Origin of the sequence: Cyclobacterium sp. 1_MG-2023 (assembly GCF_030546805.1) — a bacterium.
Taxonomy (GTDB): Bacteria; Bacteroidota; Bacteroidia; order Cytophagales; family Cyclobacteriaceae; genus Cyclobacterium.
Genome location: NZ_JAUOPC010000014.1, coordinates 63,418 through 89,122 on the forward strand (window position 1 = coordinate 63,418; position 25,705 = coordinate 89,122).

At 38.8% G+C, this 25,705-nt stretch carries 22 protein-coding genes; 1 reads left to right on the forward strand and 21 read right to left on the reverse strand.

All coding sequences use genetic code 11. The features are described 5' to 3' along the window. Positions 1-11: 11 nt before the first annotated feature. The 5 genes from Q4534_RS19675 to rhaM all read right to left on the reverse strand — a co-directional run bounded on the left by Q4534_RS19675 (position 12) and on the right by rhaM (position 6,019). Positions 12-197 carry a hypothetical protein gene (locus Q4534_RS19675; protein WP_303614863.1) on the reverse strand — a complete coding sequence of 62 codons (186 nt, stop codon included), beginning with the start codon at positions 195-197 and terminating at the stop codon, positions 12-14. Further along, a complete protein-coding gene (locus Q4534_RS19680; protein WP_303614864.1) occupies positions 194-1,582 on the reverse strand; it encodes a cytosine permease in 1,389 nt (462 codons plus the stop codon). Before Q4534_RS19680 ends, Q4534_RS19675 begins: the two co-directional genes overlap by 4 nt. Positions 1,583-1,709: 127 nt before the next feature. After that, a complete protein-coding gene (locus Q4534_RS19685) occupies positions 1,710-2,759 on the reverse strand; it encodes a GntR family transcriptional regulator (protein WP_303614865.1) in 1,050 nt (349 codons plus the stop codon). 113 nt (positions 2,760-2,872) lie between these two features. Then, positions 2,873-5,683, reverse strand: a complete 2,811-nt coding sequence (locus Q4534_RS19690; protein WP_303614866.1) for a glycosyl hydrolase — start codon at positions 5,681-5,683, stop codon at positions 2,873-2,875. Between the two features lie 21 nt (positions 5,684-5,704). After that, entirely contained in the window at positions 5,705-6,019 is a 315-nt protein-coding gene (rhaM, locus tag Q4534_RS19695; RefSeq protein WP_303614867.1) for an L-rhamnose mutarotase, read from the reverse strand. A 210-nt stretch (positions 6,020-6,229) separates the two neighbouring features. Here rhaM and Q4534_RS19700 point away from each other — a divergent pair, with 210 nt between their 5' ends. After that, positions 6,230-6,727: a peptidylprolyl isomerase gene (locus tag Q4534_RS19700; protein ID WP_303614868.1), complete on the forward strand. Its 498-nt coding sequence runs from the start codon at positions 6,230-6,232 to the stop codon at positions 6,725-6,727. Positions 6,728-6,741: 14 nt separating this feature from the next. Here Q4534_RS19700 and Q4534_RS19705 read toward each other — a convergent pair whose 3' ends face one another. The 16 genes from Q4534_RS19705 to Q4534_RS19780 form a co-directional block, all read right to left on the reverse strand. Continuing rightward, positions 6,742-7,710: an ABC transporter ATP-binding protein gene (locus Q4534_RS19705; protein ID WP_303614869.1), complete on the reverse strand. Its 969-nt coding sequence runs from the start codon at positions 7,708-7,710 to the stop codon at positions 6,742-6,744. Then, positions 7,707-8,057 (reverse strand): MmcQ/YjbR family DNA-binding protein, encoded by a 351-nt coding sequence (locus Q4534_RS19710; protein WP_303614870.1) that lies wholly within the window; start codon positions 8,055-8,057, stop codon positions 7,707-7,709. The genes Q4534_RS19705 and Q4534_RS19710 overlap by 4 nt, the downstream gene beginning before the upstream one ends. Continuing rightward, positions 8,057-8,245 carry a DUF6728 family protein gene (locus tag Q4534_RS19715; RefSeq protein ID WP_014020336.1) on the reverse strand — a complete coding sequence of 63 codons (189 nt, stop codon included), beginning with the start codon at positions 8,243-8,245 and terminating at the stop codon, positions 8,057-8,059. The genes Q4534_RS19710 and Q4534_RS19715 overlap by 1 nt, the downstream gene beginning before the upstream one ends. Positions 8,246-8,275: 30 nt before the next feature. Next, positions 8,276-10,267, reverse strand: coding sequence for a (E)-4-hydroxy-3-methylbut-2-enyl-diphosphate synthase (ispG, locus tag Q4534_RS19720; RefSeq protein ID WP_303614871.1), 1,992 nt, complete (start codon positions 10,265-10,267; stop codon positions 8,276-8,278). A gap of 2 nt (positions 10,268-10,269) precedes the next feature. Then, entirely contained in the window at positions 10,270-10,974 is a 705-nt protein-coding gene (locus Q4534_RS19725) for an SDR family oxidoreductase (RefSeq protein WP_303614872.1), read from the reverse strand. Between the two features lie 77 nt (positions 10,975-11,051). Beyond that, positions 11,052-14,528 (reverse strand): hypothetical protein, encoded by a 3,477-nt coding sequence (locus tag Q4534_RS19730; RefSeq protein WP_303614873.1) that lies wholly within the window; start codon positions 14,526-14,528, stop codon positions 11,052-11,054. Between the two features lie 56 nt (positions 14,529-14,584). Beyond that, positions 14,585-18,295 carry a HAMP domain-containing sensor histidine kinase gene (locus Q4534_RS19735; protein WP_303614874.1) on the reverse strand — a complete coding sequence of 1,237 codons (3,711 nt, stop codon included), beginning with the start codon at positions 18,293-18,295 and terminating at the stop codon, positions 14,585-14,587. Positions 18,296-18,514: 219 nt separating this feature from the next. Further along, positions 18,515-18,763, reverse strand: coding sequence for a hypothetical protein (locus Q4534_RS19740; RefSeq protein WP_303614875.1), 249 nt, complete (start codon positions 18,761-18,763; stop codon positions 18,515-18,517). A 63-nt stretch (positions 18,764-18,826) separates the two neighbouring features. After that, positions 18,827-19,381 carry a DUF420 domain-containing protein gene (locus Q4534_RS19745; protein ID WP_303614876.1) on the reverse strand — a complete coding sequence of 185 codons (555 nt, stop codon included), beginning with the start codon at positions 19,379-19,381 and terminating at the stop codon, positions 18,827-18,829. Then, on the reverse strand, positions 19,368-20,036 hold the full coding sequence (locus Q4534_RS19750; RefSeq protein ID WP_303614877.1) for an SCO family protein: 669 nt from the start codon (positions 20,034-20,036) through the stop codon (positions 19,368-19,370). Before Q4534_RS19750 ends, Q4534_RS19745 begins: the two co-directional genes overlap by 14 nt. Positions 20,037-20,108: 72 nt before the next feature. Continuing rightward, complete coding sequence (locus Q4534_RS19755; protein WP_303614878.1) at positions 20,109-20,435, reverse strand: cytochrome C oxidase subunit IV family protein; 327 nt, start codon at positions 20,433-20,435, stop codon at positions 20,109-20,111. 19 nt (positions 20,436-20,454) lie between these two features. Further along, complete coding sequence (locus tag Q4534_RS19760) at positions 20,455-21,225, reverse strand: cytochrome c oxidase subunit 3 (protein WP_303614879.1); 771 nt, start codon at positions 21,223-21,225, stop codon at positions 20,455-20,457. 22 nt (positions 21,226-21,247) lie between these two features. After that, a complete protein-coding gene (locus Q4534_RS19765; protein ID WP_303614880.1) occupies positions 21,248-21,829 on the reverse strand; it encodes a cytochrome c oxidase subunit 3 in 582 nt (193 codons plus the stop codon). A gap of 1 nt (position 21,830) precedes the next feature. Further along, a complete protein-coding gene (gene cyoE, locus Q4534_RS19770) occupies positions 21,831-22,733 on the reverse strand; it encodes a heme o synthase (protein WP_303614881.1) in 903 nt (300 codons plus the stop codon). Between the two features lie 2 nt (positions 22,734-22,735). Next, the gene (locus Q4534_RS19775; RefSeq protein WP_303614882.1) at positions 22,736-23,821 is read right to left on the reverse strand and encodes a heme A synthase; all 1,086 of its coding nucleotides are present in this window, start codon (positions 23,819-23,821) and stop codon (positions 22,736-22,738) included. Then, positions 23,802-25,694, reverse strand: coding sequence for a cbb3-type cytochrome c oxidase subunit I (locus tag Q4534_RS19780; protein ID WP_303614883.1), 1,893 nt, complete (start codon positions 25,692-25,694; stop codon positions 23,802-23,804). Before Q4534_RS19780 ends, Q4534_RS19775 begins: the two co-directional genes overlap by 20 nt. Positions 25,695-25,705: the final 11 nt, after the last annotated feature.

The following is a 25,705-nucleotide window of genomic DNA, read 5'->3' on the forward strand; positions in this document are numbered from 1 at the left end:
ATTCAAAACCATCAATCTTCTTCGGCGACCCCTCTTTTAATCATCCAAGAGGGTGCAGTCAGGAACCATAAAACTGTACCTAAAAACATAAGTTGTTTGCAAGTATCAGGCTCCATTTGACCACCAAAAACTAAAATGGCCGGCACAATACTCAAGCCTAAGCCTATAAAGGATATAATTTTTAATAATAGTTTCATTTCTTTTGATTCATTTTACTTGCCACAAGATAAACCAACACAGCTACAAACCAGCCTGGAAGGCCTAAAAAGAAGATTTCAATGCCGAAAACGAGGTTTAATAATAAACAGAAAGACAAAGTAATAATCCAAGTCATGGCCACCGCCCAATTAAGTGATAGCCCCTTGAACTCTGCATAATTTGCTTTCAATCCAACTTTTTCAAGCAGATAAACATCTATAAATATTACAGCCCCTACAGGCATTAAAATCAAACCATACAATGCAACGAATTCTAGCAGTCGCATAACTAAAGCGGGAAAACAAGCAGCAATGGTCGTGAACAAGCCTACGAATAGTGTCACTTTCCAAGTCTTCCACTTGGGGTTGATCGATTGAATGGCCAAACCTGCCCTATATAGTGTTGGATTGGCGGTCGTCCAGCCTGCAATAACAACGCATATTGCCCCTGCAACACCAACTGCACTATAGGCAATTGGCCCCGGTGCAAAGGTTAGGCTACCCTTAGATTCGATTAAGAACAAGGAGTACAGAATCCCAGAAGCAATCCAAGCAATAAAATGCCCTAAGAAAACTCCGGTAGCAGAAGAAAAACCTTGTTGCCATTTCTTAGCATATCTCAGCAATGACAAATCAGCCATACCTATGTGCATGGCCATGTTACAAAACCATGCAAAGAACAAAATATGCCAAAACCCAAATTTACTTTGACCTTCCAAAGGCACGCCTGTCCAAATGGTGCTTTCCGCAACAGACCAAAAAGAGCCTACCTCAGTCACTCCTAAGCGAGGCAATACAGCCAAAGCAGCTGCAATAAATATCATGATCATCCATGGCGCCGCTACCATTGCAAATTTAGAAACCTGATCAAAGCCGAACATGGCAATAAAGGTGGTAATGGCTCCTACCACAAATACTGTCACCACCCACCCCAAGCTATTGGGCAGTACATCCGTCAACTGAGGCATGGCCATATCAAAGGGGATCCCAACAGCCGTTGCCGCTACAGCAATCATTGACCCGGCTAAAAAGCAAAAGAGCCCGGCATTGACCAAATTATAGATCAATGTAAATTTTTTACCGGCAATCTTCTCTAACAAATAATAAAGGGTTACCCTTGTTTTTACCGCAATCTTAGCCGTCAAAAAAGCCCAACTTAATACGGCTAAAATATTACCAAACAAAAGCCCGGTCACCAAGTCTATGGCGCTTGCTCCATGGGCTACAAATAAAGGCCCTATTACAAATTCAGTTCCTGCAGTATGCTCTCCTGCATAAGTGCCTAAAAAACTTCTCCAGCCTTTCAGCTTATTGTTGGGAATAGGTTGCTGCTCATATTCATTTACCGCATTGAGGCGGTCTACCAAACTTTTATTTTTTTCCATAGAAATAAATAATCATGACACTACCTGTTGGCTGGGAGCCCTAGGAAGATGTACTAATACCAATAATTTATAGGTTAATTAAGACTTGAAGAGTATTCCTGTTTTTCATTTCCATCAAATGGTAACCTTAAATGGATCCTCGGTTGATGAACTTAAAAACATTTTTAACTGATTCTTTTTTATTTTTCTTGATCATATAGGCTGCAGTCTCCCCCATTAGCTTAAAATCAGTGGAGATTACAGTAATACCCAAAAGTTCTTTCAGTGGAGTATCATTGTAGGAAATGATACCAATTTCTTTTCCGGGTTCATAAAGCTGCTCTCTTACCTGCTTCACTAAATTGACCAAATCATTTTCTTCAATGACAATAAAGGCATCCTTAGGACGAAGCTCCATTTCAGGATAAACTTTGTCCAATATTTCATAATCAAATTCAAAATCTTTACAAAATTGTTTGAATCCTTTTAATATTTCTTTAGGGTAGGGATACAGTATATCACTGGGATAAACGAGCATCAACTTCTCATACTGCTGAAGTTGAAAAACCCCTTCAATCAGGGCATTGTAAATGTCATTTTTAAAATCCTGAAAAATTGAAGCTACACTTTCTCCCAACTCAGGGATTTGATTGTCCATGATAATCAACTTGTCAGAAGGGATTTCCTTTACACATTTCATCACCTCTTCATCTAAGTTATAATGACTATTTTGGGTATCCTTGAAATGAGGCATCAAAACATAATAATCATATGCACCTAAATTTTCGGTGAGAATGTTCTTGAGTAGCTTGGGATCACAATGGTAGATATTTAAATCAACTTGTGCATCTGTCCCCATGCTGTCAATAAAAGAATTGTAGGTTTTAAGTTTGTAATTGCTGAGCTTATTCAAAAGGTACAAAACCCTAACTTTGGAGGTAGAAATGTTTTTGGCTACATAATAACCTTTTCCTTTTACCGAGAGGATGATTTTTTTTGTTTTTAGCTGGTTGTAAGCTTTCTCTACGGTATCTCTGGACAAATAGTGTTCTTCACTTATTTCATTGATAGACGGAATTTTATCCCCCACCACTAAGGCACGGTTTTCAATATCCTCAATAATAGAATTAACTATTTGCTGATACTTGGGAATCCTAGAGTTTTCATCTAAACGAATCAAGGGCTTCACTTCAATCATGGGTCAGGTTATTTAGGGATTCATTATAATTCCACATGGGAGGTGTTCAATAAATTTACTAAATAAAGTTAAATACTCTTATTATCAATTGATAATTTAAACAAAAGATGCTATTAATCATGTATTTCCATTTGAACGGGGCCCATTAAGCCGGAAGGCATAACATCCCAACCGGAGGCATCAAAAGGTTTATAGTCTATGTTCACAAAATTAATTTCATGATAATTTCTCCAAATAACTTCATTCCTATCAAGGTATCTCACATGGTTCGCCATCAAGTTTGCCACCTCGACTTTAACATTATTCTCTCCCTCCTTTACAAATTCACTTACATCCAAGCGAAAAGGAATACTAAAAGCATAGCCAACCTCTTTACCATTGACCCACACTTTAGCACTCTCCATTACCTTCCCTAAACTCAAAATGTATTTTGCATTTCTATCAAACTTATCGAGCATAAAATCACTTTCGTAAATAGCCTGTCCTGAAAAATCGCTATAGGTCTCCCCATCCAAAGCAGTCCAAGGCTTAAGGGAGGCTAATTCCAAATTCTGAGGTAAAACCGGCCCTCCACTTTTAAAAGTCAAGGCCCAATTACTATTCATGTCAATCATTTTAGGAGCTGTTATTTCATATTTCCAAAGGGGTACATTTTCTGCTTCCTTATCTACAACATGTACAATAATAGATTGCCCCGGCGCTAGAGAAATGGCTACCTCCACTTTGCCTTCATCATTTTTTTTCACGTTGGCACTTCCAATTGTCCCTTGCTCAGGACTCATCAGCACAGCAGCCTTACCTTTAGTTTGTAAGCTCACATAGTCTTCAATCTTCTTAGCAGTATGATTGACCAGATAATAATATTTGCCCTCTCCCAGTTTCCTCCTGACAAACTTCAATCCTAGATCTGTTAACTTTTCTCGATTAATTTTCAAAAAAGCTAGAGCTGAGGATAATTCCTCGGACATCAACACAGTTCCCTTGCCATGACTTGCAACTTTCCCACCATCAAATGGCTTAAAATTGATCTGCTGCCAATGGCTATCTAAGGTTTGCCTCCTTGAGGCGTACTTATAAAAGCCCGGAACATCCAAGGGCTTTTCCTGAAAAACTACTTGAGCTCCCTGTTCAGCAAGGGCAAATAACTGTTTAAGTGTGGCCAAGGGCATAAACTTGGTTTTGGGAACAATAATGGCTGAAGACTTAAACTCCCCATTAGAACCCGTGAGGGAATTGCCTGCTACTTGCAAAGTTTTCAATAGCGCGTCGGAAATAAAATCTACACTATAACCCACCTCCATCAAAGATTTGGAAGTCTTATAAAAAGGAGTCGGATGCAACCATTCATCAATTCCGTGTACAGTAAGCGTTTTGCCTAATCCCTCAGGATCTGCCCATACATCGTATACCGGCCAATATACCAACAGCTCATTGTCCGGTTTTCCTGCCTGCAATATGGATTGCACTCGCTGAACATAGCCATTAAATCCTTTTAGATGGGGCCATAAACTGTTGTGGGTATTCAAATTTAATGAGGCATAAAACAACCAACCTGGAAAATCCACCTCCTCAGGTGAATAGGTGATTCCATGGTAAAACATGTGGTTCACACCTGCAAGAAATGCTTGCTCTAGCTCCGGCTTAGCTTGGGAAAAGGAAGATTTAAAATGCTCACCCAACCAGGTAAAGGTCTCTGTAGACACCAGGTTATTCCCTTTTAAATGAGCGGCTGAAGATGCGAATTTCAGCATTATAGGGTCTGGGTCAACATTTCTTATGTCTGAGCTATCCCTTCTGATGCCGGGAATAGGAAAGTAACTTGAACCAAAGGTCTCTCCTTCGGGAATGGAAACAGCTGCATAAAGATCCAAAAGATTTCCGGGCGAACCATGGGCTTGGTTTTTGGTTTGTTTGCCATGGCCCTTTGCCCAAGAAGACCATTGCCCGGTAAAGTTTTCCAGCAACATATCGCTGATGGTTTCTCTATAATCTGACTTTAAACGGTACCCATCTTCGGTATTGAGTTGATCTAAATGATTTCTGAGGTCATAACCTCTCCTACTTTCAAAAAAATTAAAAAAATCCTCAGTAAAATCAGCCCCATATACTTCAAAACTATCATTGTAAAAAGCCCTGATCCCCGGAAATTTCCCTGAAAAAGCGGTATCAAAATGGCTCAAGTATTGCCTTACTGCCTTTTCAGAAAAATGATCTAAAGTATAGCCTTCTCCTCCCGGAGCTGCCCTTTTTACTTTCTGACCGGTTTGGCTCTCAAAAATCGCAATCAGCTTCCAGTCACCTTTTTCATCCCAAGCTAGACTCCCGTCTTCTCGTACATATTTCGTAATATTTTGTACTTCCCCTCCATCCTGAAAAGCCATCAGTGTATGTAAATAATGTAAGTTCCCCTTCACTTTTTCCTCATCAATCAATACCGGGCGATCCACACCATTGCCGGATGAATAGGAATACTCCTGAACCAACATTTTTTTTGCTGCCATTTCCGGGCTAACCATTTTCCCGCCAAAGGGCCAACCTGTTCCTTGGGTCAGATCTATTTCTAGCCCCAAGCCGTCTGCCTTCTTAATGGTATAATGGAGCATTTCAATCCACTGCGGAGAGAGGTAATCTAAAAACTTGTTTTCAAAACCTTTGGCTCCATATATTGGAGCAATTTCCAAGCCTCCTATACCTGCTTTCTTGTATTCACCCAGCAAATAATTCAGGTTGTCTTCATCCACAGCACTCCCCATCCACCACCACCTGGCCCAAGGCTTAGTGGCTGCAGTTGCTTCAGGCCAATGTCCAATAGTCTGATCGGTAGGCTGAGCGCTATCTTTTTTGCAGGCTGTCATACTCCCTAAGAATAAAAAAAGGAATAACATCAGCCATGCACTTGCATAATTACCAATCCGTACAAACATCAATTTAAGATTTAAGGCTTTTTATTTAAGACTGAACACTTTTTCAAGTCGATTGACTTTGGGAGATTGATCCGGGTTGGTTTCCATAATATCCCCCATAAATGCCCACCATTTTTTCATTATGGCTTCCTTGGCCAAGCTGTTGGTTTGGTTTTCCTCCGCTAGGTTTTGAAAAGCGAAAAGCGTCCCGGTGGCTTTATCAAGAAATATATGGTATTCGAGTATGCCTGCTTCTCTTAATAATTCAGCCAATTCCGGCCATATTTCATTGTGCCGTTTTTCATAGACTGCCTCATTTCCGGGCAATAATTTCATTGTAAATGCTACAGAAACCATAATTGATTATTAAAAATTTATCCATTGACTTTAAAGTCAATCCCATTTTGCTATTGATTAAAATAGCCCCCATTGCTGAGGCTAAATTTTGCTTTGATGCTCAAAATAAAGAAAACAATTGAATAAACTTTCCTGTACTATCAGGGTGATCCTTTTATATTTTTTAATTCCAATCAATTAAGATTAACTTTGCCAGCTTAAAATAGACGTATGAAAATCGAAGAGAATGTAGTGGTAGGTTTAACCTACGAATTAAAAGTAACCAATGAACAAGCCGACTCTCTGCCTTTTAGCGTGGAAGTGAGGGACAAGGATGACCCTTTTTATTTCTTAGTTGGAGATAGTGGTCTGCCTAAAACATTTGAGAAAAATCTAGCCGACAAAGTTGAAGGTGACCAGTTTAACTTTACTTTGTCAGTTGAAGAAGCTTATGGTAAGCCGGATGATGAGCTTATCGTTTCTGTGCCAAAATCACAGTTCAATCAAGAGAGAGGGTTTGAAGAGGAGATGCTTCAAGAAGGGAATTTCTTGCCCTTGATTGATGAAGATGGTTACCCTATGCAAGCTAAAGTAGTAAAGGATTTGGGTGAAGAAGTGCTATTGGATTTTAACCATCCCCTTACAGGCATGAATCTTCATTTTGAGGGTGAGGTTTTTGCTATCCGAGAAGCAACGGAAAAAGAAAAAGAAGAAGGTTTCAGGGTTTAATATACCTTGAAATCTTACTTTTCTTTTAAAGATAAAACATCCTCTTCTTCCCAATTCATATATATCGTCTCACCTTCCGACACGTCTCTTTCGTAGCGAACCAATTGCCAAGGAGAATGTCCCTCAGCCACTTGCACAGTTAGTAAATCATATTCTGGAAAATACCTTCTTAACAGTACACTTCCTTTTAATGCCCCAGCTGAAGTAGAATGCTTTATAGAAGAAGGCCTCAAGTAATGGTTGGATTTTCCGGGAAGTCTATTTAATGGGCCGAAAAAACCTGCGACATAAGCCGTTTTGGGGTTTTTGTAGATATCCTTTACTCTTCCTTGACGCAATAATTTACCTTCGGAGAGTACACACACATGCTCAGTAAGCAATAGGGCGTCTTGGATATCATGGGTTACCATGACCACAGTGATTTCCAATTCCTTAAAAATTAAATTCAGCTCATCAAGTAAGCCTCTCTTTTGTAAGCTGTCCAAAGAGCTAAAAGGTTCATCCAAAAGCAACACCTGGGGTTCTAAACTTAAAGCCCTGGCGATGGCTACTTTTTGCTGCTGTCCTCCGGACAATTGCCTGGGATAGCTGTCTCTTTTCTCTTCTAAACCAAACACCTGCAACAAGGTCTCAAGCCTTTCTTTGGCATATGTTTTATCGTATTGCAATAAGGGCCTGCTTATGTTTTCAGCAACAGTAGACAAAGGAAACAAGCCATTGTCCTGCTTGACAAGTTGGAGTTCATCATACCCGGCAACTAATTTTTGCTCAGGGTTAAGTATTTTCTCACCCTCTAAATAAACCTGTCCCTCATCCTGAACTTCCATTCCGGCGATGAGCTTGAGTAAGGTGCTTTTTCCGCTACCACTAGAACCAATGATTGACCAACGCTCTCCTTTATCAATGGATAGAGACAAGTTATCTAAGGCTTTAAGTTGGCCATCAAAAATTTTTGTCAAGCCTTCAATTTTGAGATAACTCATCCGTTAATTTCCTCTTTCAGTTTCTTAGGCAAACTAGCGAATACCAGACTATAAGAATGGTCTACCAGTTCCAAAATCAATTGCGCAGGTACCTTGCCATCACAGGAAACTGTATTCCAATGTTTTTTATTCATATGATAACCCGGTATGATACCATCGTGGGATTCCCTAAGTATTATGGCTTTTTCAGGATCACATTTTAGGTTGACACTTTCAAATTTATCAATATCCAACAATGCAAAAATTTTATTCCCCACCCTGAAGCAGAGTGTATTGTTGTCAAAGGGGGTATCCTCCGTCACCCCCGGTTTTTTCAAGCAATACTCCCTAAAGGTTTGAATGTCCATCAAGCCAATCTTTTAATGATCCAATAGACCAATGCGGCAAGGAAAACCAAAATTGATATCTTATTGATGCCATGCATCATTCTAAGGTTAAAATTGGTCTTTTTGTTTGGGTCAGGCTTTTTAAATACGCGAATAAAATACTCACCTACTTCACCCAACTGAAAGAACTCTTTTAATTTGCTAGCCATAATATCTTGATTCAAATTTACTTGAGGGATCTATTCATGATCTGCAGTTTCAGGCTCTATCCACTGCCCGTCTTCTTTAATAATGTCTATTAGTTCATCTACAGCATTCTCGGAAGGTACGGAGCGCTTCATTACTTCTTTGCCTTTGTAAAGCGTAATTTTTCCTTTTCCTGACCCTACGTAACCATAGTCTGCATCTGCCATTTCTCCGGGTCCATTTACAATGCATCCCATTATCCCGATTTTCACCCCTTTAAGGTGATCTGTTCTCTTTCTTATCAAGGCAGTGGTCTCCTGAAGATCAAATAGGGTCCTTCCACATGAAGGACAGGAAATATACTCTGTCTTTGACATCCTGGTCCGTGCTGCCTGTAAAACACCAAAGCTAACGGAGTTATGGAGCTTGACCTGTGCTAATTTCTCTTCTTTCTCTTGCAGCTGCAATTGATCTAAACCAATAAGCATCCCATCTCCAAGCCCATCAATCAGCAAGCCCCCAACATCTGTAGCAGCAAACAACATGGTTTTTTCTGCATCTTTTTCGGAATAACTCACCTTAGGAACCACAGGTAAATTGATTTTCGCCTCAATAAGTGATACAAAAGCTCTCCTAATTGCTTGCATTTGATGTTCACTATTGGTGAACAAAACAATGACTAGGGGTAGTTCATTGTTTAAATATGGAATTGCTTCCACTATGCTGTCTGATGAAACAAACAAAAAATTTAAAGACGCATGCAGAGCAGCCTTCTCTTTCAAATGGTCTAAATCGATGGCAGGGAGCTTGTTTTTTTGATCTTCTTGATTGCTCCAGGTATCATAAGCCAAAATTTCTTTTAGCCCGTTAGGGAGCATAAAAGGAACCGGGTTACTCCCGGAAAAAATATAATCACATCCCTGATCATTCATTTTCCACTTATCCAATTCCGGTAGGTAAAAGTGGCCCACACATTTCAGGTCTTTCGGAACAGCTATCCCAACAGTAGAAATATCTGTTATGACCCGCGGTACATTTCCTCCACCAAAATTACCCACTTCTACAGCTCCTCTTTTGTTATAAGCGAAAGGGTCAATGGGATAATTGCTGATAGGTTTAATTCCTGAGGCTTCAGTTCTATTGGCATACCTGTTTATTAGGGTTTTTACCACGGGAGATTCAAACTCAGGATCCTCCGTTAAGGAAACCCTTACCGTATCTCCAAGGCCATCTTCCAGTAAGGCACCTATTCCAACGGCAGATTTGACTCTTCCATCTTCTCCATCTCCGGCTTCTGTTACGCCAAGGTGTAGCGGATAAGGCTTAAATCCTCCTTCATCCAATTTATTTACCAAAAGTCGGTAGGCCTGAACCATCACTTGCGTATTCGATGATTTCATAGAAATCACAATATCATGGTAATTCTCAGCCTCACAAATTCTCAAAAACTCTAGGGCAGACTCCACCATTCCTAGTGGGGTATCGCCATACCTACTCATTATTCGATCAGAAAGAGAACCGTGGTTGGTTCCTATTCTCATGGCCGTACCATGGGCTTTACAAATATTGACCAATGGGAGAAATCTCTCCCTGATCCTTTCTAGCTCTGCCTGATAGGAAGCATCGGTATATTCTAAAACTTCGAATTTCTTTTTGTCCGCGTAATTACCCGGATTTACCCTTACCTTCTCTACAATTCGAGCAGCTACTTCGGCGGCATTAGGTGTAAAATGGATATCAGCCACCAGCGGTGTATTGTATCCCCTATTCCTTAGTCCATCTTTGATTGCCTGCAGGTTTTCCGCTTCTTTGATACTGGGAGCTGTAATCCTTACCAGCTCACAGCCACTATCAATCATGCGGATGCATTGTTCAATAGACCCTTGGGTATCCATTGTATCTACCGTTGTCATTGATTGCACGACTATGGGATTGTCTCCACCAATGGTTATGTCTCCAATCCTTACCGGAATGGTTTTCCTTCTGGAATAATTCGTTAGACTATTGCAATACTGCTGATTCTCTGTGAATGTTTTCAATTCCATAATTATATATCACCTAATTGAGGTCGGATTACTATCTCTTCAACAACAGAACGGGGTGAAAGGTTATAAGCTGACCAAACTGATGCCGCCACATCTGCTACATCTATAAACCTGCTTTCAGGTAAATCCACCCCTTCCCAACTCGCTGTAAATGTTGCCCCGGGCAAGACGGAAGTCACCTTAACCCCGTGAGGAATCATTTCTTGTCTCAAGCATTTGGTAAAGCCCAACATGGCCCACTTAGAAACGGCATAACTTCCTCCATTGGCATATGCAGTAAGTCCTGCTATGCTTCCAATAGTAAAAATATGCCCATTTTTCCTTTCCATCAACTCCTTAGTAAAACCCTTGGTCAAGTAATAAGTGCTGAAAAGGTTGGTGTGCATGGTCTTTTCAAAGTTTGCTTCATCCTCCGAGTGAAGGCTTCCAGGAATAAAAATACCTGTATTATTTACTAAAACATCGGGTATCCCAATTTTTTTTACAAAAGCAACAAAAGCTTTGGTCTCCTCTTTTATGGAAAGATCTGCTTTCTTTGTATGTACTTTTACTGCCGAAAAACTTTTTTCCACCTCATCTTTTAAAGCCTCCAACTCTCCTTCATTTCTACTACAGGTAAAAATATCAAAACCTTTATTTGCAAATTCAAGGATAATGGCCTTTCCTATACCTTTTGTGCCTCCGGTAACTAAAATACTTTTCGACATTAGTTTGTGTTTTAATAATTAGTACAACAACAAAATTGACTGTTGCAAATCTACAATTTTTCAATGGCTATGCCTAATCAAAACAAGGCCGATACCTGCATGCGACCTGTATGTACCAAATGATCCAAGCCTTCGGATCTCCTACCTTCATACATCAAGTTTAGCTGCAATCCTTCACCTATTTTTTGTAACCAATTCAAGCTCCAACTGGTATTGTTTCCCGGACTAAGAGCCTGTAGCATCTCATATCCGGTGGGAGAATTTACCAGTCCATTGTAGGTAATATATGTGTATTTTAATTGTGCATTCACTGTAGTCTTGATTGCTTTTGCCAACCTGAAGCTGAGCAATCCTTCATGTATTTGGGCGGCCTCTTCAATCTCAACATTGGCCAAGTTTTCCTTATTTGTCAACCTGTATTGAAGGGTAGACCTGAATACGGGGCTCGGCTGTAAGCTTATCTCCGGCCCAAAAGTAAACTGCTCTATTCTAAAGTTCCTATTGTCTAAGAAGTCAGAGCTCGCATTTCTCTTTCCTTTATTGGCATAAAACATGAGATTCCATTTCGTTTCTATATTGTAACGGGCATTGTAACGCCAATCATCTTGTGAAACATCCTCAAATCCTCCCGTTAGTAACTGCTTCTGATGACTGTTAGAAAAAGAAAGATCCATACCGAATTTAGGTGATGACCGATTAAAGAAGAACGAAGAACGAAAAGATTGCCGCAATGACAGCAATGAAGTCTCTTCAACACCTGCTTGAAATGGACTTATCCTCTGAAAAAAATCTCGGGAGGTTATCTTTTTCTCCACGTTCAGATTCGTATTGTTTGAAAACTTTGCCAACCATTTTTTTACTCCGGTCAAGGTTTTCCATTTAGAGGGGAACTTGGCACTCAACCGATAATTGAACAAGGTGGTGTAGGCTTGTAGGTATTCATCTGTAGGTACAAACACCTTGATAAAACTCTTTTCTTCAGGATTTATCGCCAAGTAGAACTCATTCAATTGTTGTACTCCATCTTCATCGTCATCTCTCCAGGTATGTGTTCCTTCTCCTGTAGGTACCGGTAAATAAACAAACTCCCTTCTCAATTCCCTCCCATTGCCCAAAGCATAGGTAAACTCATTGGATAAGTTGTTATCAAATAGGGAGCTTCGGTAATTCAGTTTACCCATTACTGTGGTCTCCTCAGGAAGATCTTCTGCCACAAAGCTCAACTTCCTATAAGTAAATGAGCCATTGATGGTATGTGGGCCAAAAGTCCCCTCTACTCCATAACTCGTCATAAAAGCTTTGGTGTCCGGCTTTAGTTGCCCACCCATTACAGCTTTATCTTCCCGCAAGCTTGCGTTCGCAAAAAAAGAGTATTTCAAAGTATCATTGGAAGTTAAAGAAAACTGATGTTCTTCATAATTCATGGCAGTAGATACAACTTGACTTTGCAGAGGATTGGTTACTTTATTTTTATCCAAAACATACCTATAGCCCGGCACCAGAATGGATGTCGGGTACTTGATCTCTCCCTGATACCTCAGCCAATCGGATTGTAGGGGAAGCACTTCAGATTTAAGCTGGAAAAAGTCATTGGTTACCAAAAGCCTATCCCAAAATTTTTGATTGAGCTTTATTCTTTGTTGCAAACCCGACAAGACCCCTGTACGGTTTCTTAAGTCAAGGCTATAGGAAAACTGATTTTGATTGTCTTTTAGCAACTCCAGGCTAACATTAAACAGCTTTTCGGCTGCATTTCCCACATCATCTGCACTGTTTAAACCCCAGTCCCTATCAAATTCAATAAATCTAAGTCGGTCCACAAATGAAAAACTGGCGGCATTGTATTCCACGGTCGTTTGTCCATTAAAAAGATAATCCTTTAACATTTTAACTGAACGGCCTTCTGACCTTAGTCCTACCTTAAAGGCCTGTCCTTTATTATCAGAATCTCCTAAGTCGGAAAAAAGATTTTCGTCTTGATCAGAAAATGCCACCTCTGCAAAGGTAGTCTCGTATTTCCCCAGCCTCAATTCAGTGCCTGCTGTAATCATTTGTTTTTTATTGGGTGCCGGTAAAGGGGAGCTAATGGTATAATTACCTTGGGACACACCATTTATAGGGGCAATATATTCATAAACCACTCCATTGGCCAGTTGTTCTTTCCTCATGTAATCACCTAAACCTTGGGTAGTTTCAGTAAAGCTAATGGCATAAAAAGCTTGCTCAGGATCTGTACTGTATTCGTAATAATCTATCGTTTCTCCATTTTCTGAAAAATGGGTAACTTTTTTATACAAGATTCTATTTGAATCAAAAGCTACACTGTCTACCCTTGGTATGGCTGCGGAAAGTATCTCATCCCCAACTGAACTGAGTAATCTTTTGTCCCCATCGCTTAATTCTGTGAATAAGGGCCTATTGCGGTCATCCTTTTCCCTGTAATAATTCAGGTAAAAGGTGACATTTTTACTTTCCTGAATATGATTTACCGTTATTATTGATCTTGAAAAATTCCTTTCTGCATACTCAAAATCCACCCTTACCCTAGAGTATTGAGTGATCAATACCGTGGGAGTAAAAGTAATTTCACCTTGGTTATAGTCTATGGTATAATCATTATTAAAGCCGCGCTTCAACTGCTTCCCATCAAGAAAGACCTTTTCAGAATTGGCCAAAACAATGACGTACTTTTCGTTCCCCGGTCCACTAATACGATATGGACCCAATACCCCTTCGGTCACCTCTAAATTCATGGAAGCAAACTTCCCTTTGGCAATGGCGGCACCTACCCTACTTGAAGCCTTCCACTTATCATTTAGGGTATAGTCTGAGGTAAACTGCAGGCCCTGTACATTTTTATAATACCTTAAAAACTCAGATTTTCGCTGCTGCAAAACCACATCTCCCCCGGCGAGATTAATCCTATCATTGTATAACTCAATCAAGATATTGTCGAAATCCTGGATTTGCTGCGTATTTCCTTCAGGCTGAAAGGGTACGTTTTGATCGGTAATACTGGCTCTAATGTTAAGGTTCTCTGCCAACTCACCATCCATCTGTAAATTCAATGCAGAGTTTACAAAAACGTTTTGTGTATTTCCAAAGGATATTCCACGGGTCAGGTTACCGGATTGATTGAGCTTACTTGAGCTGAAAACTTCCTCTCTAAAATCATAGATGGCCGTTCGTTCCGGCATCTTGTCTTTAAAATAGGCCAGAGAGTCATAATCCTTTTCTAGAGTTCGATTTTGAAAAACATGGTTAAGAGAAAATGGAAGAGTTTTATAGCAAATCAATAATGAATCATTCTCCAAGTCCATTGAATCCAATAAGATCAAATTACCGGAATTGAAATTGTACTTGTGAGATCGAAGATTTCCTAAGGCATCCTTTACCTCAATACTGGCGGGAAGCAAGGATAAAGTATCTGCAAGCGGTAGTTCTTTATTTGAATTGACAGTTCCCCAAAGGCACTTTTGCTCTTGCGCCAAGGTGGAATAATTCAATGCCAAAAGCACTGGTAAAAAAGCTAAAAAATACTTCACCAACTGCATATATCAATCACTTACAGGAAGCTAAAGTAAACAATATCTGTCAATAATTTCCGGATTTAAGGGATTAGGGGAAACAAGAGATAGAAGGTGGTACCTGTTTCGGAAGAAGTCTCAAACCATATTTTTCCTCCGGCAGTTTCCACTCCTCTTTTAGCTATGGCTAAGCCAAGGCCTGAACCTTCGGATTTGGTACTGAAATTGGGGAGAAAGACCTTTTCCTTCAATTCGTCTGAAATGCCCTTGCCATTGTCTTTAATAGAAAGTTTGATATGCTCTTCCCCATCAAAATACAAGTTCACCAGAATTATAGGCTTTTTCCCTTCCACTACGGCTTGGATTCCATTGATAATCAAATTGGATATTACTCTCCCATACAATTTGGGATCTCCCATGATTTTCGTAGATGCTCCTTCACCGGTATGGTCCGTAAACTCAATTTCCACATCTTCCCTATAATTGAAAATAGAGACAGCTTTTAAAACAACCTTCCTAAATTCTAATTCCTGATTTTTTGGGAGCGGCATTTTGGCAAAAGTGGAAAACGAACTTGCAATATCACTTAACGTGTCTACCTGATGAATAATTGAATTGATGGGATTAACCAATGCTTTCCCATTCTCCAGCTTATCTGCCGCTTGAAGGCGAAGTAAATGCTGTAAGGTAAGTTTCATTGGTGTTAAAGGGTTCTTTATTTCATGGGCCACCTGTTTGGCCATTTCTCTCCAAGCAGATTCTTTTTCATTGGAAGCCAAAACCTTCTTACTGGTCTCCAATTTATAAAGCATATTATTGTATTCGTTGACAAGCAATCCTATCTCATCCTTCCCCGGCCATACCATGTATTCATTGTTTTCCAAGTCAGTATCTTTCAACTTCTGGGTCAATAATTTAAAAGGATGTGTCAGGTTTTTTGAAACAAAATAAGAGATGACCAAAAAGAAGAGAAAGATCAACACAAAAATTATCAGAATATTGCTAAACACTTCAGTAATCATCAGATTAAGCTCTTCCTCAGATTCGAAAAAAGGTATGGCAATAATGGCTTGTAGCTCTTGATTATCTCCGTTTTTAAGCGCTAGGTAAACAGTCTTAAACTGCAAATCTCCTACCTGTTCTGTCTGTAGAAATCTATTTTCCTTAGATTCAATGATAGATGCATACGCTTCCGGATGCAAATAATTGGTTAATATTTTCTTATCAAAGATGGCCGGTTGATTGGTAGCCATTAACTTTCCATCAGGTAGATAAAGGTTGATATCTGCATCAGTAGCAGTAGCCAGTGCATATAATTCAGTATTTATTTCATCTTTGTTCAGATTATTGAACTGCTCTCCCCCTAAATCTCGGCCCAGATTATCACTAATTATACCTGCCTTTTGGAAATACTGCCTGTGTAAGTCTTCTGTATAGGAATGACTCAAAAAGCCTACGGCTATCACACTAATGATTAGCATGGGAAAGAAAAAAGCAAAGTTCAAATACAGTTGAAGCTTGGTGGCATAATTGAACCGTAACTGATTGAGTCCGCTAAACATTAGAAAAACTGCAATTGAAAGCAGTGTGAAAATTAAGTAAACGACAAAAAGAAAAGCGATGTCGGCAAGAATATAATTGCTGGGATACTTTCGAGATGAAACTACAATTATTTTATCATTGTAACTCACGGCTAGGTGGTGGTATCCATTGTACAATATCCCTGTAGTAAAGACATTTTCATTGTCAAGAAAATCCTCTATTGGCAAGCCTTGGTAACTAAAAATCCCTGAACTATAACTTAGCTCCTCTTCTTCAAAAATGGCAAAATCAAAATCGCGTTCTATATAGTTGGTAACGTATTTGTTATCCATAAGCAATTTTGGAAAAGCCTTTCCTGATTCTATTCTTTGTTGGTTCAGTTCTATGACAATTGTTCCAAGGAAGTCATTGTCACGTTGAATTTTAACAAAGGCTACAAAACGATTTCCAGTATTCGTATCAGTAGATTTAATAAAATACAAATTATGGATCTGAGTAGCGTAATCACTATTCATGTATCGATTTTTGTACTCCAAGAGAGACAAGCTATTGTTGTTTCCTAAAACAAGGCGACCTGAAGAGCTATAAATGCTTACATCTTGTCTGTACTGATCAAAATATCCTGCAAGGTATATTTTTTTGATTTTCCTATCGATGGGGTCTTTGGATAGAAGGGGGTCCGAAAGACGACTTTTGATAAAGGCATCATCTATCACCCTAGCGATGATATCCTCCAGAAGAAACTCTCCCATCACATCCCTGTCAAGCATAACATTGTTTGCAAATTTTACTTTAGACCTTACTTCATCATACCTTAGGTCTTGATAAGCTGCTGCCCCTGTAATTACTGCACCAATAAGACATGCAAAAAAGAAAGTTAAGAATGTATTGAAATCAAGCTTAAACAAGCTTTGATAAAGCTTAAAACTAATAATGGCCACCAATAGAATTATATGAGCCAAAAAAGCTATAAATAAAACGAAATTAAAGAAAAGGAGAAAAATCAAAAATGGAGAAACGAAGACCACTAAAACCTTTAAAGGATAAAAATAATTGTCCTCATTTTTAAACAAGACCATATTGAGACCTATAATCGTAAACAACAGATAGGCAGCACCTCCCAGAAAAATAACAAAAAGACTGACTATTTTAAGGTAATCAAAATTGGGTATGGCCTCAATATTTAAATTCCATTGGGAGTTTTCAACAATGTTTAAATAAAGGTAAAACACCAAAAACATCAATGTTGTCGACAGAATATAGGCAGCTGTAAGGGAGAGCCAATCGGGATAATTATTTCTAAATTTGATAAAAGCTAAAGCTACACGTCTCCTACTAAGAATAGCGATAATCATGCTGAGGACCACCAAATAACAGCTCACATTCAATAGCAGATCTCCTAAACTGGGATTGAATATGGATGAAGCATAGAGGCTTGAATCAAATATACCGGTTTGAAAAAAGTCATTCGGAAAATGAAAGGCCAACATGATAATCCGGACGGCAAGTAGGATGAGAAAGGTATAAATGGTGGCTAGAAATTTTTGGCCTTTTGACCATAGAGTATGGACAAATCCCCCTCCAATCAGTAATACCAATCCCAATAGGGAAAAGAAAAAAATCAATAGCGTATGGTTGATAGATTTTCCAGGAACATCATAGCCAACCCTAAAAAAAATGGAAAAAAGATACTGGTTGTCAAAGTATAGGTCTTGATAATTTTCTTTAGGATTTGGGGACAATAAAAACCTGTCGTTTCCAAAAACCTCAGGATTATACCCACTCTTGAGGTACTCATTACCAATATCTACTTTGTCATAAAAAGGGTAAACTTGAAGCAACCAATACTCTTTATCGATACGTTTTATTTTTCGTAGTTGGGTGAAATAAATCCCCCTATTGTTTTCTAGAATTTGGTAAGTTTTGGAAGTAGAAAGTAGGCTAAATTCAGGTACCATATCGATAGCAGACCAATAGGTCAAGTCTCCTTCCATAGAAAAAAGGTAAAAAGGAAACTGATGATCTATTTCCAGGCTACTGAAAAAGAATTGTTGATCAGTAACTTCGCTATTTTGAATTTTTTCAAAATCTTTCTCAAAATCATGGATTACCTTTCCAATATGATGTTCGAGTTGGGCACTAAAGGCACTTTGATCTTTGAGGTATTTACCTTCCGAAAAATAATTAATGGAAAGGACCAAACCCAATAGCACAACGGACAATACCAATAAAAGCCTTCTTCTTCTTAACATTGCGATTAATCTTGCCTGAACAGTCCCTCCAAGATAACAAAACTACCGATATCCGAAGTAAAAGTTAATATTCATTCATAATGGAATCCATGCCAAACATAAAGATGAGAGGCATTAAATCCCGCAAATAATCAACCAAAATCTAGGCCATCCTCAATAAGTATTCTGAGAAAGAATAAAAAGGTTGCACCAAAAATTGAACCTAAGCTAAACAGAAGATTAGAATGAAATACCTTTTTTCCTTTTGGCATTTTTATACCAAAAATAGCCCAAAACCATTAATAATATATAAGGAGCTACAAAAAGGTAAAGAATTCCTATGTTCAGTGCCGCTCCTACAGTAGTATCCCCATTGCTAACGTTGTTCTCAACCGTTGCCCTACACATGGCACATTGAGCAAAAGTAGATTGAACGGATCCAATCAACAGAAGCAAAACAACCGACAGACTTTTGAAATATTTATTCATTGTATTAGTAAACGGTTTGGTTTAACCTTTGTTTAAATATAATCAATTTCACAAACATTATGCTTAATGCACATAATAGGGACTGATCATTAGATAAACGATAACACCTGAGACGGTAACATAAAGCCAAATAGGAAAAGCGTATCTAACTATATTCCGGTGTTTCTCAAATTTCCCGCTGATGCCAAAATAATAGGCCAATAAAATTGGAAATAAGGCAATAGCAGCCAAAATAATATGACTGATCAAAAGAGAATAATAAACCCACCTTATCCAGCCTTCACCACCAAAGGAAGTGCTTTCCGCTGCCGCATGGTAAATCACATACCCCACTAAAAAAATAGCTCCTAGCCCAAATGCAACGGACATGGCCGTCTTATGTAAAGTGACATTACCACTTTTGATGAAAAAAAAGCCTAAAATCAACATTACAGAGGCAAAGCTATTTACTACAGCATTTAAATGTGGAAGAAAATAAACCCATTCTTCACCAAGGTCAATTTTTGCAGGCATAAACAATAGTACCGCCACTACTACCGGTACTAAAATGGAGACAATAGTTATCCATGTATACATAGACTTGTCCTTGGACTCTATTTCAAAACTATCCTTTATCATGAAGCAAAATTTTCGTTTCTAAAATCAATTGATCAACACCTTCTCTTTTGGTGCCACTGTAATATCCTCGAATACGTCCAAGTTCATCTACCAAAACAAACTTATCACTGTGTACAAAATTCTCCGGAACTGCCCCCCCACTAACTGATGGAATAATAAAACCACACCTGGCTAAATCATAAGTTTCATCTACCGGGCCATTAAGAAAAAACCACTTGTCTTTTTTGGCTCCATGCTCATCAGCATAATCAGCCAAAACCTTGGGGCTATCATATTCGGGGTCTATACTGATGGAGTAAATCTGTACCCTATCATCATTCCGAAAGACATCCTGAACTCTTTCCATTTCTTTAGACATAATAGGACAGATGCTTGGGCAACTCGTAAAGAAAAAATCGACGATTGTAATTTTTCCTTCCATCATTTCTTTACCTACACTTCTACCAAACTGATCTGTAAAAGTAAAGTCAGGAATAAAATGCTGACTGCTGTCATTATAGTCACATTGTTCAAAAGGATCTTCAACGCCATTTTGATATAAAATAGGAATATCATATTGGTTGGAGGAAAAACCCCTAAGAAATAATATTATTAATACCGGTATCATTAAAACACAAACCAGCACCAATACCTGAATAAATCGCAACATTTTCATACACTACTACAACAAAAAAAATGGTTGAAGATTCCCCTTCAACCATCCAATTTTATAAATTTTTTATTCTGTTTACCAGCGCATAACGAAGATCTCAGCACCTTCCTTCATTAAGGCTATAATCAGCCAAACCAAGAAAATAAGTGGTACGATGATGGAGTAAAACAAAGGTTTAACTTCATCCCCCAGGTGCATAAATTCCATCATGATATACTTGGCTTTAACAATGGTCAAAGCAATAAAAAGAAAGTATAAGAGCAACCCTCTTTCCATGGTAAAGGCCAACACAAATTCCACTGCTGTGATTACCAATAAAATCAAGGCAGTAAGCCAGATTTTTTTAATCTTGGCAGGATCTCTTGGAATTACTTCCAACCTATTTTTATTAACGTGTTCCATTATAGTATATGTTTATATTTTAGATCAAATAGAAGAAGGTAAATACAAATACCCATACCAAATCCACAAAGTGCCAGTACAAGCCAATTTTCTCAACCATTTCATAATGACCACGATCTTCATAAACTCCAACAGCAGCTTGGTAAAAAGCCAAAAACAAAAGGACAACACCTATGGTAACGTGAAAGCCATGGAAACCTGTAATAAAGAAAAACAATTGAGCAAAAGGTGCAGGTCCATATTCATTTACCAACAAGTTGGCTCCGTGCACTGTTTCAGTTACAATATTGCTAAATGAATTTACATAGGTCATCACAACTCCTTCGTCGGTCCCATGGATAAAGTGTGTCCATTCCCAAGCTTGACAACCTAGGAAAGTCATCCCTCCAAGTAATGTCCAAAGCATCCATTTAACCACATCCTTCTTATCATTCCGATGACCGGCTTCAACTGCCAATACCATTGTAACCGAACTCATAATCAAAATAAAAGTCATCAAACCAACAAAAACAAGTGGGAAATGACCTCCATGAACAAATGGAATGGCATCAAAAATCATTTCAGGTATAGGCCAATGCTGATTTGAACTTACAAAATCAGCTACTTCTCCTGAATAGGCAGGATAACTTACCCGAATGGCACCATAGGTAATAAGAAAGGCAGTAAAGGTAAAAATATCTGAGAGGAGAAAAAACCACATCATGAGCTTACCATAGCTCGCTTTTAGTGGCTCGTTACCTCCACCCCAAACGCCTCTTTTTGATTGAATTTCAATTGCAGTCGAAGACATAATTAGTAAATTAACTTATATTTTAATGATTTAGAAGCAAAAACATAAACAAGTATAGCCAAAGGCCTCCCAGAAAATGCCAATAGGTAACGCACATTTCAAGTTGTGCCAGATTTTGGGAGTGTATTTTATTCCTTAAAGCCGAAATTAATACAATTATTAGAAATATCACACCACTAATTAGATGTATTGCATGCAGTCCTGTAAAAACATACATAAATGATCCCGCAGGGTTACCTACAAAATACACATCCTCAGCAACTAGTGCTTCCCAGCTGAACCATTGCCCAACAAGAAAAGCAAAACCTAGAATTACTGTTGCCAATAAACCTAGTTTAATATTATTAAGATTGTCTTTTTTAGCCGCCATGTAAGCCAGATGCAAGCTAATACTAGACAATACTATTATCCCTGATGTGTACCAAAACACATTGGGCAGGTCAAATTCCAGCCAATTCCCTTCACCCTGCCTGACAATATAAGCACTGGTCATTCCGGCAAATACCATAACCACACTTACAATAAATAACCAAAGTGCAAATTTCTTTGGATGCATGGCCAAGGGCTGTTCTGCACCTTCAATAAAAGATAGTTTCTCTTCCATATTACACTTTATCTAATAAGTAGGCAATTTGCGTTATGGGTAGGTACAAAAATGAACCAAACATAATTTTAAGCGCAGATTTTCTGGAGCAATCCTTCATAAGAGAGAAAGTTTGTGCCAAAAATAATACCCCACAAATAGTTGCTACAATACCTGAGTTTATTCCGGTTAAACCAAAATAAGTAGGTAAGAGCCCAAGCGGCAATAAAAATAAGGTATAGATCATTATTTGAATTGCTGTATTAAGGTCCTTTTGCCCTCCTGAGGGAAGCAATTTAAAACCTGCTTTTTTATAATCCTCATCACTAACCCAAGCAATGGCCCAGAAGTGAGGGAATTGCCAAATAAATTGAATGCCGAAAATGATTAAAGCTTCATAAGTAATGCTTCCTGTAACCGCTGTCCAACCAAGCAATGGAGGCATGGCCCCGGGGATGGCTCCAACCAATACTGCTATGGGTCCAACACGTTTCAATGGCGTATAGACAAATACGTACAGTATCATGCTCAAAATACCCAATCCGGTAGTCAACATATTGGTGAAATAGGCCAATAAAAGAACGCCGGTAACAGCAGCTATCACTGCAAACCAATAAGCTTCTTTTACAGAAATAATTTCCATTGGAAGAGGCCGAGTTTTCGTTCTCTTCATCAATTTATCAAACTCTCTCTCCTTAATTTCATTGGCGGCACCTGAAGCACCACTAATTAAAAATCCACCAAGGACAAGACCAATAAAACCAGCCCAAGAGAAGGTTTGACCATGATGTCCTAAAATAAATCCAAAAACAGCCGAAAAGGTTACCAAAGCAGACAGACGGAATTTCAACAAATCCATGTAAGCTTTAAACCTCATCGTAACACTGTCCCACAAAACCTTTTCAGATAACCCTAGTGTACTCATAATTAAGCAATATTTATAGCGGCAGTTTTATCTTGCCCCAATTCAAGCCAAATATAATATTGGAAGCCTATGATCAAAGAACCTAAAAACAGGTGCAGAGGTTGAATGAATGCAGGTATTCCAAAATAAGCCATGATTGCTCCGGAAATAATTACCGTTACAAACAAAGCCATTAACACCACATAGTGGCTTGTAATTTTTGTATTCTTTTCCCTGTAAGGGAATAGTTGATAACCAATAAATAGGTGAAGGCCTAATATTATCAAAGAGTATGTCCTATGAATATAATAAGTAAGCCCTAATTCATCTATCCAAGATGATCGATTCAAATAAGCAGCATTACTTGCAATAATATCTATTTGCTCCCTAACCTGCGTACCAAGTATAATTTGAACAACCATTAATAATATGCCAATACCCAATAACAACCTGTATTTTCGTGAAATATTCAAGGGCAGGTCAAATTGATGATTTTTAGCTATTAACATACCGGATCTATAATAGATATAAAGCAGCAGGCAAACCATAAAAAGAGCCACTACCATATGTACACTTATCATCCAGTGCAAAAGATTGGTAGAAACTACAATAGAACCTAACCAACCCTGGAACAGTACCAACACCAATGAAAATACAGATAGCCACATAATTTTTGGGTCTACCGATCTTAACTTAAAAGAAAAGACCAATGTCAATATAATTAACAGACCTATGACAGCTCCTGCAAGCCTATTGACATATTCAATCCAAGTTTTGGTAGCATTAAAAGGCTCTTGTTCATGAATACTCTCATCATTTCTAATCTCTTCTGCCAAATTTGCAAAGCCCAAACCGGTTAAGAGGGAAGCAAAGCGCTCATTTTTTTCAATTCGCTTGGAAACGTATATTTCAGGATAATTGGCCGGCAATTGATCTACAGATGTAGGTGGAACCCAACTCCCGAAACATTTCGGCCAATCAGGACAGCCCATTCCGGCACCGGTACTTCTAACAATACCGCCAATTAATATCAATAAAAAAACAGCAACCGTAGTAGTTAAACAAACACTACGGAAGCTATTTATATTTTTAAGATTCTTTTGATTCATTACCTACCAACATCGCTTCATCCTCTTCCATTATTTCTTTTTCTAATTGTACAAGTTTAGCTTCATGAGGAAGATTTGATTCGGGAGTTGCTGACAATGGAACTGTTTGTGGAATGAAATCAGCTTCTGAACCAGGCTTGCTATAATCGTATGGCCATCTATATACAGTTGGGATTTCTCCGGGCCAGTTACCATGACCAGGTTCAACTGGTGTAGTCCACTCTAAGGTATTGGACTGCCATGGGTTGGCACTTGCTTTTCTACCTTTGTACATACTATAGAAGAAATTGAAAACAAAGATAAACTGGGCAAAGAAAGTAACGATAGCAGCCACAGACACAAACATATTCAGGTCAGTATACATATCTGCAAATGAGAAGTTTGTCCAGCTATAATACCTCCTAGGGAAACCGGCGATACCAATATAATGCATTGGGAAAAACACCAAATAGACACCAACAAAAGTCAACCAAAAGTGAACATACCCTAATTTGTCATCCATCATCCTACCAAACATCTTAGGAAACCAGTGATACACACCGGCCAACATTCCAAAGAAAGAAGCAGCACCCATTACCAAGTGAAAGTGAGCTACAACAAAATAAGTATCGTGCAATTGAATATCAATAGCGGAGTTACCGAGGAAAATCCCCGTCAAACCACCTGAGATAAAGAAAGACACCAAACCGATGGAGAACAACATGCCCGGGGTAAACCTTAAGTTACCTCTCCATAAAGTGGTCAGGTAGTTAAATACCTTTACAGCTGAAGGAACGGCAATTATCAAGGTAAGGAACATGAATATTGATCCAAGGAACGGATTCATTCCGGATACGAACATATGATGCGCCCAAACCACAAATGATAGGATGGTGATACCAAGCATAGAAATAATCATGGCTTTATAACCAAAGATAGGTTTCCTAGAGTTGGTAGCAATCACTTCAGAAGTGATACCAAGCGCAGGAAGCAATACAATATAAACTTCAGGGTGACCTAGGAACCAGAATAAATGCTGGTAAAGAACGGCACTACCTCCAGTATTTGGTAATGCTTCACCACCGATGTAAATATCAGAGAGGTAAAAACTAGTTCCGAAACTTCTGTCAAAAACCAATAATAGAGCGGCAGAAAACAAAACCGGGAAGGACAATAATCCAATTACCGCAGTAAGGAAGAAAGCCCAGATGGTTAATGGTAACCTAGAAAAAGACATTCCCTTTGTACGCAGGTTAATAACCGTTGAGATATAGTTAATCCCTCCCATTAATGATGAGGCAATAAAGAATACCATGGCGGTTAACCATAGTGTCATACCTAATCCTGATCCGGGAATGGCTTGTTCAAGTGCAGACAATGGCGGGTAAACTACCCATCCACCACCGGCAGGACCTTTTTCTAAAAATAAAGAGGCAAACATGATCACACCGGAAATAAAGAAAAACCAGTAAGACAACATGTTCATAAAACCTGAAGCCATATCACGGGCACCAATTTGCAAAGGAATTAGGAAATTCGAGAAGGTACCACTAAGACCTGCAGTCAATACAAAGAACACCATAATTGTACCATGCATGGTAACCAATGCAAGGTAGAACGTAGGGTCCAATTTTCCGGAAGCATCAATCCAACCACCCAATATAGGTCTTAAGAAAGACATGTCCATATCAGGGAAACCCAGCTGCAATCGGAATAATACAGAAAGAAATCCACCGATAAATGCCCAGAATATACCAGACACAAGATATTGCTTCGCAATCATCTTATGGTCAGTGGAAAATATATACTTCGTTATGAAGTTATCGTGGTGCTCATGGTCATGCTCATCATGTGTAGATGCTGCATCATGAGCTGAAACGTTTGCTACTGCCATGGTATTTATAA

Excerpts from the sequence above, each read along its gene's own strand:
- Q4534_RS19755 (WP_303614878.1), bottom strand. The coding sequence starts at position 20,435 with ATGGAACACGTTAATAAAAATAGGTTGGAAGTAATTCCAAGAGATCCT.
- Q4534_RS19680 (WP_303614864.1), bottom strand. The coding sequence starts at position 1,582 with ATGGAAAAAAATAAAAGTTTGGTAGACCGCCTCAATGCGGTAAATGAA.
- Q4534_RS19685 (WP_303614865.1), bottom strand. The coding sequence starts at position 2,759 with ATGATTGAAGTGAAGCCCTTGATTCGTTTAGATGAAAACTCTAGGATT.
- Q4534_RS19725 (WP_303614872.1), bottom strand. The coding sequence starts at position 10,974 with ATGTCGAAAAGTATTTTAGTTACCGGAGGCACAAAAGGTATAGGAAAG.
- rhaM (WP_303614867.1), bottom strand. The coding sequence starts at position 6,019 with ATGGTTTCTGTAGCATTTACAATGAAATTATTGCCCGGAAATGAGGCA.
- Q4534_RS19745 (WP_303614876.1), bottom strand. The coding sequence starts at position 19,381 with ATGATAAAGGATAGTTTTGAAATAGAGTCCAAGGACAAGTCTATGTAT.
- Q4534_RS19710 (WP_303614870.1), bottom strand. The coding sequence starts at position 8,057 with ATGGACATTCAAACCTTTAGGGAGTATTGCTTGAAAAAACCGGGGGTG.
- Q4534_RS19715 (WP_014020336.1), bottom strand. The coding sequence starts at position 8,245 with ATGGCTAGCAAATTAAAAGAGTTCTTTCAGTTGGGTGAAGTAGGTGAG.
- Q4534_RS19760 (WP_303614879.1), bottom strand. The coding sequence starts at position 21,225 with ATGTCTTCGACTGCAATTGAAATTCAATCAAAAAGAGGCGTTTGGGGT.
- Q4534_RS19735 (WP_303614874.1), bottom strand. The coding sequence starts at position 18,295 with ATGTTAAGAAGAAGAAGGCTTTTATTGGTATTGTCCGTTGTGCTATTG.
- Q4534_RS19765 (WP_303614880.1), bottom strand. The coding sequence starts at position 21,829 with ATGGAAGAGAAACTATCTTTTATTGAAGGTGCAGAACAGCCCTTGGCC.
- Q4534_RS19730 (WP_303614873.1), bottom strand. The coding sequence starts at position 14,528 with ATGCAGTTGGTGAAGTATTTTTTAGCTTTTTTACCAGTGCTTTTGGCA.
- cyoE (WP_303614881.1), bottom strand. The coding sequence starts at position 22,733 with ATGAGTACACTAGGGTTATCTGAAAAGGTTTTGTGGGACAGTGTTACG.
- Q4534_RS19675 (WP_303614863.1), bottom strand. The coding sequence starts at position 197 with ATGAAACTATTATTAAAAATTATATCCTTTATAGGCTTAGGCTTGAGT.
- Q4534_RS19775 (WP_303614882.1), bottom strand. The coding sequence starts at position 23,821 with ATGAATCAAAAGAATCTTAAAAATATAAATAGCTTCCGTAGTGTTTGT.
- Q4534_RS19690 (WP_303614866.1), bottom strand. The coding sequence starts at position 5,683 with ATGTTTGTACGGATTGGTAATTATGCAAGTGCATGGCTGATGTTATTC.
- Q4534_RS19700 (WP_303614868.1), top strand. The coding sequence starts at position 6,230 with ATGAAAATCGAAGAGAATGTAGTGGTAGGTTTAACCTACGAATTAAAA.
- Q4534_RS19750 (WP_303614877.1), bottom strand. The coding sequence starts at position 20,036 with ATGAAAATGTTGCGATTTATTCAGGTATTGGTGCTGGTTTGTGTTTTA.
- Q4534_RS19780 (WP_303614883.1), bottom strand. The coding sequence starts at position 25,694 with ATGGCAGTAGCAAACGTTTCAGCTCATGATGCAGCATCTACACATGAT.
- Q4534_RS19740 (WP_303614875.1), bottom strand. The coding sequence starts at position 18,763 with ATGAATAAATATTTCAAAAGTCTGTCGGTTGTTTTGCTTCTGTTGATT.
- ispG (WP_303614871.1), bottom strand. The coding sequence starts at position 10,267 with ATGGAATTGAAAACATTCACAGAGAATCAGCAGTATTGCAATAGTCTA.
- Q4534_RS19705 (WP_303614869.1), bottom strand. The coding sequence starts at position 7,710 with ATGAGTTATCTCAAAATTGAAGGCTTGACAAAAATTTTTGATGGCCAA.